Source organism: Providencia sp. PROV129, from assembly GCF_028482245.1.
In the GTDB taxonomy this organism is placed as follows: domain Bacteria; phylum Pseudomonadota; class Gammaproteobacteria; order Enterobacterales; family Enterobacteriaceae; genus Providencia; species Providencia vermicola.
Window position 1 is genome coordinate 176536 of sequence record NZ_JAMPQD010000006.1, and the last position, 14798, is coordinate 191333.

A 14798-nucleotide genomic window follows, 5' to 3' on the forward strand; every position below is an offset into this window, starting at 1 on the left:
TTCCTTAATTATTATCCGAAGACGTGCGAAACTCATCCAATGCACGGCGGATACGGTTATAGCAGGTATAAAGCAGCAACAAAGATAGAATAATAAAGAGATAATTTATCCAATCAGCGAACAGAAGCTGAGGAAAAATACTCACGAATAATCCGAGAGCGCCAAAAATAAAGGCTCGGTCACTTTTCCCGATAGGGCCGTCATAGCGTCTTGACGCACCTATTGCTTGTGCGGTGACACCAATAAACTCAGTCAATAGTGAGAAAAATAAAATAAGCAAAATTAGCCAAATTGCATGGGGAAAAATAATAGCAAAAGGGAGGTATAACGCGACATCAGAAACGACGTCACCTAATTCATTGAGGATTGCACCTAATTGGCTTTTTTGATGATGTTCTCGTGCTAGCATGCCATCAATAGCATTGAGCGCCATGCGGATAAACAACACAAACGGCAATAAAATAAATAGATGTGGGTTTGGGAAGAAAAACAAAACTAAACCGACAATAATGGAGAGTAATAATGCAGCCAAAGTCACTTGATTAGCCGTGATCCCTGCATTAAATAATTTACTAACGATTGGGCGAAGTAGATCTTGAAATTTTGGTTTCAGATCATAAATGGTCATTTTTTATCCTTTTATATGACATGCAATAGTGTCTTACATTGGACATATCAATACGCTATTCATAAATAGCCGCAATAAGAGCTATCTTAAGTTAATTTATTTTACTTAGGCATATTAAGATCAAAGTAGGATGTTTTTTTCGATTAGCCTATTGAAATCAATGAGGAAATTAGCTTAATCAACAAAGATTAAACAAAGCTTGTTTTATACTCAGTAAGATTAGAGATGAACAATAAGATACCCGATCACGCGATTATTTTTTGCTTATCAAGTGTTGAACGCATACGCTTAAATTGGCTGGGTGTCATGGTGGTCATTTCTTTAAATTTGCGACAAAAAGCACTGTGATCAGTGTAAGCACATTTTATTGAAATATCTGTAATTGAATGGTCATCTTCTAATAACTCAATGGCATGTTCGAGACGCTTTTTTTGAATATATTGTTGCGGTGTAATTAAAAAAATAGCTTTAAATTGACGATTTAATTGTGAAAGTGAAAGTCCTGAAATATCCGCAAGTTTCGTTATTTTAATTGCAGTATCAAAATGGTCACTAATATAGCGTTCAACGAGGCTAAGTTGGTTATTTAATTTAGGACTAACAGATTTAATATCTTGTAAATCGACAGAAATCCCTGCTACACCAATTACTTGGTTTCGAGTATTAAATATGGGTACCTTTGTGGTTAAACACCAACCAAGTAACCCAGCTTTATAAAGATGTAACTCAAGTTTATTAATCACACTGATTTTCTTTTCCATCACAAGGTAATCTTGCGAACTGTAACTTTGCCCTAATTCAGCGTGAAATAACTCTTCTGCACTTTTACCAATTACGTCATTAATACCATTCTTTTTACAGCGAATCGCCAAGTTATCATTGGCAAGTAAATACCGTGCATTATGGTCTTTCACAAAAAAAGTGACATTAGGGAGTGTATTAATTAACGGCATGACTAAACCGAGATGGTTTAGTAAAACTTCAATGTTATCAACAGGAAAAAGCATATTTTCTTGGCTGATTAATAATAACTTATTTAAATTGATCATGCTGCGCCCCCAAATATTAAATTATTGTTACTAATTTTCTTAAATATTTTTAGATTGTGCAGAAAAACGCATAAGTTCGATGGAAAGATATCAAGATTGATTAACAAAAATCAAGCAATCTATTAACAAATCATGATTAATAGGGTGCTAATCAATGCGATCTGAATATTCTAAAATTGAAGTAATAGATTCCCATACAGCAGGGGAACCAACACGCTTAGTGATTGAAGGATTCCCTCAGCTAGGTGGTGAAAGCATGGCAATACGTTTGGCAATATTGCGTGATAACCATGACGAATGGCGAAGAACAACCATCCTAGAACCACGAGGCAATGACATTCTCGTGGGGGCACTATTATGTAAACCACAAAATCCGAAAGCCGCGGCAGGGGTGATCTTTTTTAATAACGAAGGGTACCTTGGGATGTGTGGGCATGGAACGATAGGTTTAGTCGCATCCTTGCATTTTCTCGGGAAAATTTCTTACGGAAAGCATTTGATTGAAACCCCTGTTGGGGATGTTACGGCGGAACTGCACAACGATGGCAGCGTGAGTATCCAGAACGTATATTCATATCGTTACCGTAAAGCAGTACAAGTTGATGTGCCTGATATCGGTATGGTCACAGGGGATATCGCCTGGGGGGGTAATTGGTTTTTTCTTGTAGAAAACTCACCTATTTCGATTGATTTTAAAAACGTTAAATTGCTAACAGACGTAAGTTTGAAAATTAAACAAGCACTTGTTGACCAAAAAATCTTTGGTAAGAATGACCAAGAAATTGATCACATCGAACTATTTGGTTCACACCCTAAAGCCGATAGCCAAAGTTTTGTGTTATGTCCTGGTGGTGCTTATGACCGCTCCCCTTGTGGGACAGGTACCAGTGCCAAATTAGCCTGTTTAGCTGCGGATAAAAAACTCGCAGCGGGAGAAATTTGGCACCAAGCGAGCGTGATTGGCAGTGAGTTTCAAGCGAGTTTCCAGCCCGCGGATGAAAACGGCATTATTCCTACAATTCGAGGAAATGCCTATATTAGCGGCCAAAATACGTTGCTGATTGATGCGCAAGACCCATTTCGTTTCGGTATTTCGGTTGCGTAAGGGGATGGCGATGAAGAGTCAATATTCAGTGATTGTTGTCGGCGGTGGAATTATTGGCCTAAGCATTGCGCTTACCGCACAAGCTAATGGTACCGACGTCCTGCTAGTGGATAAAAATGAAATTGGCTCTGGGGCGTCATTTGGTAATGCAGGGCATATTGCAACTGAGCAAGTGTTCCCCATTGCAGACCCTTCTGTATTGAAATCAATTCCGAAAATGTTGCTCGACCCACTTGGCCCATTACGTTTGGATTGGCGTTACTTATTACCACTAACACCGTGGATGTTAAAGCTAGTCGGTAACATGCGCCATAAGCCGTTTACCCACATTCACCAGACGTTAATGATGTTAAATAGTGCGGCTTTTGACTCGTGGCAAGCCTTTATTCAAAAATGGCAACTCAGCGACCTTGTTAAAATGCAAGGCTCATTATTAGTGGCTGAAAAAAAAGAAACACTCGAAAAGCTCCATCAACATGGTGAATCTCTACAAAACATGAATGTACACAACTTGGTTATCGATCAAACCGAGTTACTTGAGCGCGAACCTGCACTTGCCACGAATCAACTTGGAGGGCTATTTTTCCCAAATACTGGGCATGTGGTTGATTTATCAAAATTACATTCAAAACTTGCGCAGTCATTTGTTGAGTTAGGTGGAAATATACTGACCAACTGTGAAGTCATTGTGATATCTTCGACATCAAATAAAGAAGCCTCTATCACCACAACCCAAGGGAAATTTACAGGGCAAAAAGTGGTTATTGCAGGCGGCGCATTTTCTAAATCATTAGTCAAAATGGTCAGTCGTATTAATGTGCCACTTGAAACAGAGCGCGGCTACCATTTAATGCTACCTCAAGAACAAGGGCGGCTGAATATTCCCGTATCCAGCATGGACAGGCGTTTCATTATGACCCCGATGGCGGGTGGTTTACGCCTTGCTGGTACCGTTGAATATGCAGGGTTAAAGCGCCCTGCAAATATGCAGCGGGCTCGTCACTTTTTACCACTCGCCGCCCCAATGCTAAAGGCGCCATTAAATGATGCACAATCAACACCGTGGATGGGGTTTCGCCCATCAACATCAGATTCATTGCCTGTCATTGATAATAAAGGCCCGTATATTTTTGCATTTGGTCACCAACACCTAGGGCTCACACAGGCAGCAATCACGGCTGACCTTGTAAATAGTTTTATTCACGAGCAGCCGACTGTTATCGACTGCACCCCTTTTTCCATTGAGCGATTTCTATAATTTTAAGGAGAATTCAGATGAATTTTCATGGCATTCTTGTCCCTTTAGTTACCCCTTTTCATGACGATTATTCATTAAATATTAGTGCATTAGCTGATTTAACTGAAAAGCTTATTGACCAAGGCGTCACAGGGTTAGTGGTCTGCGGCACGACAGGGGAATACTACGCGTTAAATGAAGATGAGCGCAAAACCGTTTTATCAACCGTGAGCAAAATTGCGAAGGGGCGCGTAACGTTGATTGCAGGGATTAACGATCTATCAACGGAAGGTGCGATCGCGCGCGCAAAACAAGCAAAAGACCTTGGATATGAAGGTTTAATGTTATCACCACCACCGTATAGTTTGCCTGACCAACAAGGCGTGTACGGGCATTATAAAAAAGTTGCAGAGGCCACAACGCTGCCGATCATTATGTATAACTTCCCTGCACGCATTGGTATCGAAATTGAGTACGAAACTGTGGTTAAGCTGGCTGAAATCGACAACATAGTTGCCATTAAAGAGAGTAGCGGGGATTTCAGCCGTGCTTTACGCCTATTACAGACACCGTTTAACAACTTCGAGGTGATTTGTGGTTGTGATGACCAACCCGTTGATTTCTTCTTTTGGGGTTCAAAAAGCTGGATAGCGGGTGCAGGCAATGTGTTCCCTGCTGAACAAGTCGCTATTTTTAAGGCGACACAAACAGGAGATTGGCAAGAAGCGAAAAGAATAATGAATGAAATATACCCAGGAATTTATTCCATGGAGTCTGGCGATTATAACCAAAAAGCCAAAGCAGGTTGCTTAAATGGCACGTTTAACGCAGGCCCTGTGCGTTTACCTTTAACTAATTTAGCCGTTGAAGCTAAAGACGAATTTGTCAAATTAGTGAAAAGGTAAGGTGGGGATAATGAAACTAAATCAACAGCAGGTTTTTGAACTCGCCAAGCAAGGAAAACTATGGGCGGGTAATTTAATTGATGGGGTGAATATTTCTCAACCTAAATTAGAAAACCGAACTCCCATTGACAATAGCCTTATTGGCTATATCGCTGACGGTGAAGCAAGAGATGTTGATGCTGCAGTAAAAGTTGCTCGAAATACCTTTAAAAGCGGTGAGTGGAGTGCACTTTCTCCTCAAAAACGCAAAGAGGTGATGCTCAAGTGGGCGGATTTAATTGCTGAACACAGCGAAGAACTTGCAGCACTTGATTGCATTGATGCGGGAAAACCCATTACCGAATGTATCAATACCGATATGCCAGCAACCGTTGAAACCTTTTATTGGTATGCCGAAGCGATTGATAAATTATTTGGAAAAATAGCACCAACAAGCCAACAAGAATTAGGGTTGATAGTTAGCGAGCCTATTGGGGTTGTGTGCGCGGTTCTACCCTGGAATTTCCCAGCCCAAATGTTTGCATGGAAAGTTGCGCCTGCGCTTGCTATCGGCAACTCTGTGATTGTGAAACCCGCGGAGCTAACGTCACTGAGTGCTTATCGAATGGTTGAGCTAGCTTATGAGGCAGGTGTACCGAAGGGGGCGCTCAGCTTAGTTTGTGGGCTGGGCGAAAAAGTGGGCGAAGCACTGGGACGTCACCCAGACGTGGATGTGGTGTCATTCACAGGGTCAACCGAAGTGGGGCGCTTATTTTTAAAATACTCAGCGGAAAGCAACTTAAAAGAAATTGTTCTCGAATGTGGTGGCAAAAGTCCGCAGGTTGTATTTGAAGATGCCAACCTTGATGCGGCCGTTCCCCATATCATGGCCGCCGCCTTTTGGAATATGAGTGAAAACTGTAGCTGCGGTTCTCGCTTAATTGTGCATGAAAATATTAAACAAGCTCTGCTGGATAAACTGGCGATTGCAGCAAAAGAATGGAAAGTGGGTGACCCGAGGCAAGCGGATGTATCAATTGGGCCGATGGTTGAAAAAGCGCACTTTGATAAAGTGAAATCGTTTTTAGATATCACAAAGCAAGAAGGGGGGAAAATCGCTATTGGTGGTCGCGTTCACCATGAAATTGGTTCTGGGTGGTATATCGAGCCGACAATTTTCGATAATGTGACTTCAGATATGTCGTTGTTTAAAGAAGAAGTTTTTGGCCCTATCTTAGCAGTAACCTCATTCAAAACGGAAGAAGAGGCAATTACGCTAGCCAATAAGACACAATATGGGTTAGCGGCCTCTTTTTATAGTCAAGACGTCCACCGAGCCATGCGCGTTGCTCGCCAAATTAGTGCGGGAACGGTCTCAGTCAATGGTTTTAGTGAAGGGAATATTACCACGCCATTTGGTGGTTTCCGTCAATCTGGTTTTGGCGGAAAAGACAATGGCCTAGAGGCTTTTGAACAGTATAGCCAAACCAAAGTTATCTGGTTTGTTCACCAATAAATAACGTTGACCTGAGTCTACAATGCTCAGGTTTTTTTTTACCCTGCAAACACACAATAAACAATTACAATAACGAAGGAGTACAAAATGGAAGCCATCGTTAATACCATCGTTGGTTACATATGGGGTAATGCACTGGTGTTTTTATCACTGGGCGTAGGACTCTACTTCACTTTAGCGACTCGTGGCGTGCAATTTCGCTATCTCATCAAAATGATTTGTTTATTAAAGGAAAATAAAGCATCAAAAGAGGGGATTTCTTCCTTCCAAGCTTTCTGTTTAGCATTGTCAGGCCGTGTTGGTGTTGGCAATATTGCGGGGGTTGCTACTGCAATAGCTGCTGGTGGGCCAGGTGCCATTTTTTGGATGGTAGTCATGGGGCTATTAGGTGGCGCGAGTGCCTTTATTGAATCTACACTTGCTCAAATCTATAAACAACGTTCAGATGGGCAATATCGCGGTGGTTCCCCTTATTATATTGAAAAAGGGTTAAAGTTGAAGCCGTTTGCCATCATTGTTGCCGCCGTAATTTGTTTATCTTACGGTGTATTAGTGCCAGGTATTCAGGCTAACACCATTGCTGACTCTTTCCAGACATCGTTTAACCTTCCTCCGATGGCGACTGGGGCGATTGTCACCGTATTAATGGCATGGCTTATCTTTGGTGGCGTGAAACGTATCGCAAGTGCAGCAGATAAAATCGTTCCCTTGATGGCGATAGCTTACTTGGTGATGATGGTGATTATTTTGGGCAGCCATTATGAAAAAGTACCTGCGATGTTTAATTTAATCTTCCAAAGTGCATTGGGTATGGATGCGGTATTTGGTGGGATTGTTGGAACCGCAGTATCATGGGGTGTTCGTCGCGCGGTATTTTCCAATGTGGCAGGTGCTGGTGAGGCAACATTTAGTTCAGCGGCTGCAGAAGTGAGTCATCCAGTAAAACAAGGACTTATTCAAGCATTCTCCATTTATATTGATACGGTTGTAGTCTGTACAGCATCAGGCTTAATGATCCTTGTCACCAATATGTATAATGTATTCCCCGATGGTTCTGCAACTGCACTGGTGGAATATGTACCAGGTGTTGCAGCAGGAACCGCATGGACACAGATGGCGGTTTCTACAGTGTTTACCTCTGCGGGCTCAGGCTTTGTGTCGATAGCAGTATTCTTATTCGCATTCACAACCTTAATGGCTTATTACTATATTGCTGAAACAACCATTGTCTACCTTGACCGCAAACTTGCTTATCCTGTTTTAAAACTGATACTTAAGTTTGTGTTCTTAATTATTGTGTTTATGGGTAGCGTGCAATCAGTGAGCTTAATGTGGAGCTTAGGTGATATTGGGTTTGGTAGTATGAGTTACCTAAATTTAATTGCGATAGTGTTTCTTTCTAAACCTGCGCTAAGAGCGCTGCGAGATTATGAACGGCAGGAAAAATTAGGTGTTGACCCTGTGTTCAGTCCAAAAGTTGCAGGGATAGAAAATGCAGAGTTATGGGAAGATATTAGCCGTGAATATCATGAGCGAGGTATTGGTATTGAGCAAAAGAATAATGAAAATAAAGGGAAACTACAGATAAAAGAAGAGGAAAACTAGTAGAAAAAATGGCGGTGAGGGAGGGATTCGAACCCTCGATACGTTGCCGTATACACACTTTCCAGGCGTGCTCCTTCAGCCTCTCGGACACCTCACCGTTTTTTCTAAATCCGTTGCAGACCAGAGAGAAATCCTGCTGTGCAACGGGGCGCTACTATAGGGAAAATAGCGTCTTGCGTCAACTCCCTATTGATTCTTTTTCTTACTTTTATGTCCGTTTAGCTAAATAAAAATCAATTTGTATAATATCTAATCTTAATTGTTGCTTGTTAAGATAAATCATTTTTTTAATGTTAATAAGAACTGCAAGGATTAAGCATAAAATTCGTTAGCTAGTTAACAAAATCCTCAACGAAAGTGATCTTGGTTGCGGTATGGACTTGAAAATAAACGTCATTGCGCACACTCTGTTAGAAACCTAAGAGGAGCTGCCATGAATATTTTATTTTACCATCCATTCTTTAATTCAGAACAATGGATTGAAGGAATGCGTGCTAGATTACCACAAGCTAATATTCGCCAATGGGAAAAAGGGGATAAGCAAAGTGCAGATTACGCTATGGTGTGGCTGCCACCCTATGAATGCCTTGCGGGGCGCAATGATTTAAAAGGTATTTTTGCATTAGGTGCAGGTGTGGATGCCATCTTAAAGCAAGAGCAAGATAAACCAGGTACACTCCCTGCGGGTGTCCCTGTGATGCGCCTTGAAGATACAGGTATGGCTATCCAAATGGAAGAATATGCCTGTGCAAAGGTCCTAGCATACTTTCGTCGTATGGATGAATATCGGCAGTTACAATCTCAGCGTCAATGGAAGCAACTGCCTGCTTATCAACATGAAGAGTTTGTGATTGGTGTCATGGGGGCTGGCGCATTGGGCCAAGCTGTTGCGAAGCGCTTAGTCAGCTTTGGTTTTCATGTCAGAACGTGGAGCCGTTCTGAGAAACAGATCCCTAATGTAAAAAGTTATTATGGCAATGAGCAGTTACCTGCATTCCTTTCGGGAACTCGTGTGGTCATCAATTTATTGCCAAGCACGCCAGAAACGGTTGGGATTTTAAATCAACAGCTGTTTAGCCAATTGCAACAAGGCGCTTATGTCATCAACTTAGCTCGTGGTGCACATTTGATAGAGCAGGATTTATTATCTGCATTGGATGCAGGACAAGTTGCTGGGGCTGCATTAGATGTGTTTGCGAGTGAGCCTTTATCCCAAATGCACCCGTTCTGGACGCATCCACGTATTGCGATTACGCCGCATGTGGCTGCATTTACCCAGCCGAAAGAAGCAATGGATATGATTGTCAGTAATATCAAGCGCATTGAAGCGGGGGAAGCGCCTGTGGGAGTGGTTGATATGGAACGTGGTTACTAATTACATCTAAAAGAATTGCAAGCTACCTGCTTTTTTCTAGCTTGCAATTTTGTTGTGTTTTTCTTCTCTAATACGTTTCTTATTTTTTCGGTATACTGAGCTTAAGAGCTGAGTCGCAACTGAATTTTAAATAGGAAAACCCATATGAACGAATTCTCAATCGTCTGCCGTATTTTAGGCACATTATTCCAACGCAGCGCTGATGACGCTCTTGTTAAACCTCTTATGGATATGATTGCGCAGGATAAATTGAAAGCATCATGGCCTCTAGAGCAAGATGAATTGTGGGCACGTATGGCGAAAGGATTGGATATTAAAGCGATTAGTGCTGACTACCAAGCCATGTTTGTCGGTGAAAATGCCACAGTATCAATGCTAGCCAATGATTATGACGAAGAAGTCACAGAAGCTGAAATCCGTGAGTTTTTAACCGTTAGAGGCATGACCTTAACGGATGCGCCAGTGAGCACATTGGGGGCGTTATTATTGGCTGCTTCTTGGTTAGAAGATCAAGCCGCCGAAGATGAAACCGCGGCACAAGAAGAATTATTTGATAGCTACATTCTCAGCTGGTACGGCGCATTTTTAGGTAAAGTCGAAGCCCATGCCACGACGGCGTTTTATCGCACATTAGCCCAAATTGCCCGTGATGCCGTTATTGCGCTGCGCGATGAGTTAGATTCCGAGGCTAATGAGGACTAATTTGTGAGTGTTTTATCGGTAGCCAGACCTCATGACTTACGGAATGCAAAAAGGCCAACGAAAGGCTCTTATGTGACACTGTCACTTATATTTAAGATCGATAATAAACAGTATTGATTAATATTTCTGATTGAGTTAAAAAGGCAACAGATTTCTCTGTTGCCTTTAATGCTTTTCTCAATCAAAAAAATTTATGGTTAAAATTAATCCACTAATGGAATGACCAGTTTACCTGGTTTAATCTCAAGTCCCTTAGCCAATTTTTTGGCTGTTGCTTCTGCAGCGCCGTTATCTGGGTTGAGGACATAGACGGGCTGTGTTTCGAAGAAAGTTTCAAGGGAACTATTTAGATAAGGGATTACCGCAGACATGGCGGTATCCATGTTCTCTGGGGTGACTTTATAATTGCTTATATTCAATTCTTTTAAGTAGATAGACCCTGTTTTTGCATCAAAAATTGGGCGAGCCGTTAAGGTTAAGCTAATTTGCGCCTCTGCTTTTCCAATCAAAGAGTCTAACTTAACCGTAGCATCACCATTTAGGGCGATTTTACCTGGCTCACTACGGCCTATTTCAGATTTTAAATTCGCCAGTTGGATATCTGCATCAGCAAGCCCAGAAATCCCCACTTTGTGGTCATATTTTACTTTATTAGCAAGGTAGCTATTTATTTGGGACTCACTAATACTGAATTCAGATAATTGGCTACAGCCCGTTATTAGAGTGATAAAACCAATCATTGTGGCCAATAAAAATTTTTTCATAAAGACTCCTTTTACAGTAATACCGCTAGTTTAGCGCATTACTGCCCACTCAACATGACTGTTTCAATTTTTTTACGGTTAAATTGCTTATGTAACGCCCACAGAGTGACAAAACCGATTATCCCCAGTAAAAACCAAGGCAATTGAGGCATATTCCATTGGTGCCCAATATCATACATCCAACCACCACCCGTATAACCAACAGCACCACCTAGGGCAAGGCCGAGACGGCTAAAGCCCATATAACTGCCACGAGCTCGGGGATCTGCAAGTGAAGCACTCAGCGTTTCTCTAGCAGGATCGGCAGTCACGGTCCCTAAATAGAATAGACAGATTAAACCAAATAACATATTTAACGAAGTTGTCATCCCTATTGGGAACATACTTAAGCTCATTAAAAATAGGCCTGCCATTAACCGCTGCTCTAGGCGAAAATGTTTTTCACTCCAACGTGCAATGGGGTAAAGCAAAGTGAGAGAAATCATAGCTTCAATGGCATACATCCATTTTACTGCCGTTGGTGTTCCAGCTAGCTCATTGACAACAATTGGGAACATTAACATCACTTGCACAGAAAGCATAAAGTAACCTGCTAAGGTCACAACATAGGTGACAAACCGTTTGTCTTTTAAAACACGGTTCATACCTTCTTTAATCGGAGTCCTTACCGTTGAAATACGATAAGCGGGGAGTAACCATGCATTACAGATGGCGGCAATGATAAACACCACGGCACCCGCCCAGCAGACATAGTGGAAATCATATTGTAGCAGCCAGCTACCAATCAAAGCACCGATAACAGCACCAGCACTATCTTGCATCAATAAAAGTGAATAAAAACGGCCGCGTTCGTAGGGGCGAGTAAGTTTGATAACCAGCGCCGTTCTGGGGGGATCAAATAGCGTGCCACCAAGGGCAGAAAGCACACAAGATAGCCACAACACCCAAGGGTCGTAAGCGATTGCCATCAAAGCAAAGCCACTTGCTCGTAAAAGCATTCCAATAACAATCATAGGCTTAGCACCAAATCGGTCAGCAATTGCGCCACCAAAAATACCCAAGCCTTGTTGAACAAATTGCCGTAGGCCTAATGCGAAGCCTACCACTACAGCGGCCCAACCTAGTTGGTCAACAAATCGGATTGAAATCAACGGAAAAACGACAAAAAAGCCGAGGACAACTAACATGTTGTCGAGCAAAAGGAAATATTTACCAAGGCTTCTTGCCCGTGACACCTGTGCCATGACACACCATTAAAAAATTGCTAAGAGAGGATTGTTCCATAATGTTACTTATCAATAATATCAGTATAATAGAGAGCAATAGATGATATTTTTTTATCGAGGGTGGCATCGAGGATCGATGATTTATTTTTATCGATGCAATAGCCGTCATATTTTGCACCGCAGTGTTGTTGGCTACACTTAGCTCCCCTAATCACATACTTTTGTATGCTCATAGGGATAGCTGCGTTTGCCGCCTAGCTGCAATGCAAACTATTGAAGAATTGAAAATTGAGAGCAAGATAATTCATCTGTTTGACTGACTGATTTTAGATGCTCATCAATAATAGAGAATGCTACACTTTGCTATTTAGCTAACGAATAAATATGCACGGCTAGGGAATCTAGCTATTTTAAATTAATAAAGGGTTAACGATGTTTGGTTATCGCTCAAATGTACCGAAGGTACGCCTGATCACTGATAGAATGATTATTCGTTTGACTTATGAGCGAGATAATTATCGCCTAGCTGATTATTACAGCTTGAATAAAGACTTTCTTATCCCTTGGGAACCGACTCGAGATAACTCTCACTATCAACCCGCTGGCTGGCAAAATCGTTTGCAAGTGATGAATGAAATGCATCGCGAAGGTAGTGCTTATCATTTTCTACTATTAGATAAAGAAGAAAACGAGGTGATGGGAGTAGCAAATTTTAGTAATGTCCTGCGTGGCTCATTCCATGCGTGCTATTTAGGGTATTCTCTGGGCGAAAAATGGCAAGGGCAAGGCTTGATGTTTGAAGCGTTAACCCAAGTAACTCGCTATATGCAACAACATCAGAAAATGCACCGCATCATGGCAAACTATATGCCTCATAATATGCGTAGTGGTAATCTATTGGCCAAGCTTGGTTTTGAGCGTGAAGGCTATGCAAGGCAATACTTACAAATCAATGGTGAGTGGCGTGACCATGTATTAACTGCATTGACGGATAATTCTTGGGCAATGAATAAAGCGTAAACTCTTAATTTACTTTTCAATCGTAGTCAGTGGCAGCCCGCGCTGTTAAACTGATACGATTGTTTACTTTTAGTCTATCAATCATGAATTTATTAAAATCGCTGGCGGCAGTAAGCTCAATGACCATGATGTCTCGGGTCCTTGGTTTTATTCGCGATGCCATCATTGCTCGGGTATTTGGTGCAGGCGCCGCTGCCGATGCTTTTTTTGTCGCGTTTAAATTGCCAAATCTGTTACGTCGGATTTTTGCAGAAGGGGCATTTTCTCAAGCATTTGTCCCCATATTAGCGGAATATAAAAACCAACAAGGTGAAGAAGCTACACGTACATTTGTCGCTTATATTGCGGGGATGCTCACCCTTGCTTTAGCGATAGTCACTGTATTGGGCATGATTGCGGCGCCCTGGATTATCTATGTGACAGCCCCTGGCTTTACTGATGATGCGGATAAGTTTGCGTTAACAACCGACCTGTTGCGAGTCACATTTCCCTATATTTTTCTAATCTCACTCGCTTCCCTTGCTGGGGCAATTTTAAATACGTGGAACCGCTTCTCTGTACCCGCCTTTGCACCCACACTACTCAATGTGAGTATGATCATTTTTGCTGCGTTTGCCGCACCTTACTTTGACCCGCCGATCATGTCACTGGCATGGGCGGTATTAGTGGGGGGGGTGCTACAATTGGTCTACCAGCTTCCCCATTTAAAGAAAATTAGTATGTTAGTGTTACCGCGCCTATCATTTCGCGATAGCGGTGTTTGGCGTGTAATGAAAATGATGGGGCCTGCGATTATCGGTGTGTCAGTCGCGCAAATCTCATTAATTATTAATACTATATTCGCCTCATTCCTACAGTCAGGGTCTGTTTCGTGGATGTACTATGCGGACAGATTGATGGAGTTACCCTCTGGAGTGCTTGGTGTGGCCTTGGGAACGATCTTGCTGCCATCTCTCGCGAAGAGCTTTACGAGTGGAAACCAGAATGAATATCGACAATTAATGGACTGGGGACTGCGTCTTTGCCTGCTATTAGCATTACCATGTGCTCTTGGTTTAGCTATCTTATCTGAAGCGCTGACGGTTTCATTATTCCAATATGGTAACTTTACCGCACATGATTCGTTAATGACACAATATGCATTGATAGCCTATTGTGTAGGGCTAACAGGCATGATTTTAGTGAAAATTTTAGCGCCTGGTTTCTATTCACGCCAAGATATTCGTACTCCAGTTAGAATTGCCATCGTGACCTTAATTTTGACGCAATTAATGAACTTAGCCTTTATAGGGCCTTTACAACATGCTGGTTTGGCATTATCTATTGGCTTAGCGGCTTGTTTTAATGCAGGTGCTCTGTATTGGCAATTACGTAAACAAGATATTTTCCAACCGCTTGCAGGGTGGAAAGGTTTCTTATTTAAGCTACTGATTGCGTTAGTTGTAATGGGCGCGGTGTTATTTGGCCTGCTGCACTTTATGCCATCTTGGCAAGAAGGGAATATGCTCATGCGTATGTTGCGCTTAATTGGTGTGGTGATTGTCGGAGCTGGTAGCTATTTTGTTGCTTTATATATATTAGGTTTCCGCCCACGTGATTTTATGAAGAGAAGCATCGCGTAACATGCTGAAAGTCTGTTAATTTAATGAAAGCCCATTAATTTGGGCTTTTTTGTCTCGATATTCTA

The 14798-nt window shown here is 42.0% G+C and carries 13 protein-coding genes and 1 tRNA gene; 9 read left to right on the forward strand and 5 right to left on the reverse strand.

The genetic code is table 11. From position 1 onward, the window contains the following. Positions 1 to 4: 4 nt before the first annotated feature. A complete protein-coding gene (locus PSF27_RS03670) occupies positions 5 to 628 on the reverse strand; it encodes a CDP-alcohol phosphatidyltransferase family protein (RefSeq protein ID WP_272680884.1) in 624 nt (207 codons plus the stop codon). A 245-nt stretch (positions 629 to 873) separates the two neighbouring features. Beyond that, the gene (locus PSF27_RS03675; RefSeq protein WP_206084140.1) at positions 874 to 1677 is read right to left on the reverse strand and encodes an AraC family transcriptional regulator; all 804 of its coding nucleotides are present in this window, start codon (positions 1675 to 1677) and stop codon (positions 874 to 876) included. A gap of 154 nt (positions 1678 to 1831) precedes the next feature. On the opposite strand from PSF27_RS03675, the gene PSF27_RS03680 reads away from it, so the two are divergent. From PSF27_RS03680 to PSF27_RS03700, 5 genes are all read left to right on the forward strand, one after another. Continuing rightward, positions 1832 to 2782 carry a 4-hydroxyproline epimerase gene (locus tag PSF27_RS03680; protein ID WP_206084141.1) on the forward strand — a complete coding sequence of 317 codons (951 nt, stop codon included), beginning with the start codon at positions 1832 to 1834 and terminating at the stop codon, positions 2780 to 2782. A 10-nt stretch (positions 2783 to 2792) separates the two neighbouring features. Continuing rightward, the gene (locus tag PSF27_RS03685) at positions 2793 to 4040 is read left to right on the forward strand and encodes an NAD(P)/FAD-dependent oxidoreductase (protein ID WP_272680885.1); all 1248 of its coding nucleotides are present in this window, start codon (positions 2793 to 2795) and stop codon (positions 4038 to 4040) included. A 17-nt stretch (positions 4041 to 4057) separates the two neighbouring features. Beyond that, positions 4058 to 4924 carry a 4-hydroxy-tetrahydrodipicolinate synthase gene (dapA, locus tag PSF27_RS03690; RefSeq protein ID WP_272538494.1) on the forward strand — a complete coding sequence of 289 codons (867 nt, stop codon included), beginning with the start codon at positions 4058 to 4060 and terminating at the stop codon, positions 4922 to 4924. A gap of 10 nt (positions 4925 to 4934) precedes the next feature. Further along, a complete protein-coding gene (locus tag PSF27_RS03695) occupies positions 4935 to 6419 on the forward strand; it encodes an aldehyde dehydrogenase (protein WP_206084144.1) in 1485 nt (494 codons plus the stop codon). An 87-nt stretch (positions 6420 to 6506) separates the two neighbouring features. Beyond that, the gene (locus PSF27_RS03700) at positions 6507 to 8024 is read left to right on the forward strand and encodes an alanine/glycine:cation symporter family protein (protein ID WP_206084145.1); all 1518 of its coding nucleotides are present in this window, start codon (positions 6507 to 6509) and stop codon (positions 8022 to 8024) included. A gap of 9 nt (positions 8025 to 8033) precedes the next feature. On the opposite strand, the gene PSF27_RS03705 is transcribed toward PSF27_RS03700, so the two are convergent. Beyond that, a tRNA-Ser gene (locus PSF27_RS03705) sits at positions 8034 to 8121 on the reverse strand. A 336-nt stretch (positions 8122 to 8457) separates the two neighbouring features. Between PSF27_RS03705 and ghrA the strand changes: the two genes are divergently transcribed. After that, positions 8458 to 9399: a glyoxylate/hydroxypyruvate reductase GhrA gene (gene ghrA / locus PSF27_RS03710; protein ID WP_206084146.1), complete on the forward strand. Its 942-nt coding sequence runs from the start codon at positions 8458 to 8460 to the stop codon at positions 9397 to 9399. 144 nt (positions 9400 to 9543) lie between these two features. Continuing rightward, positions 9544 to 10101: a TorD/DmsD family molecular chaperone gene (locus tag PSF27_RS03715; RefSeq protein WP_272538490.1), complete on the forward strand. Its 558-nt coding sequence runs from the start codon at positions 9544 to 9546 to the stop codon at positions 10099 to 10101. Positions 10102 to 10304: 203 nt separating this feature from the next. On the opposite strand, the gene PSF27_RS03720 is transcribed toward PSF27_RS03715, so the two are convergent. Beyond that, the gene (locus PSF27_RS03720) at positions 10305 to 10865 is read right to left on the reverse strand and encodes a lipoprotein (protein WP_206084148.1); all 561 of its coding nucleotides are present in this window, start codon (positions 10863 to 10865) and stop codon (positions 10305 to 10307) included. Between the two features lie 38 nt (positions 10866 to 10903). Next, positions 10904 to 12109: a multidrug efflux MFS transporter MdtH gene (gene mdtH / locus PSF27_RS03725; protein WP_206084149.1), complete on the reverse strand. Its 1206-nt coding sequence runs from the start codon at positions 12107 to 12109 to the stop codon at positions 10904 to 10906. Positions 12110 to 12523: 414 nt separating this feature from the next. On the opposite strand from mdtH, the gene rimJ reads away from it, so the two are divergent. Beyond that, on the forward strand, positions 12524 to 13111 hold the full coding sequence (gene rimJ / locus PSF27_RS03730; protein ID WP_272538486.1) for a ribosomal protein S5-alanine N-acetyltransferase: 588 nt from the start codon (positions 12524 to 12526) through the stop codon (positions 13109 to 13111). 83 nt (positions 13112 to 13194) lie between these two features. Continuing rightward, positions 13195 to 14733 carry a murein biosynthesis integral membrane protein MurJ gene (gene murJ / locus PSF27_RS03735; protein WP_272680886.1) on the forward strand — a complete coding sequence of 513 codons (1539 nt, stop codon included), beginning with the start codon at positions 13195 to 13197 and terminating at the stop codon, positions 14731 to 14733. The last annotated feature ends 65 nt before the right edge of the window (positions 14734 to 14798 follow it).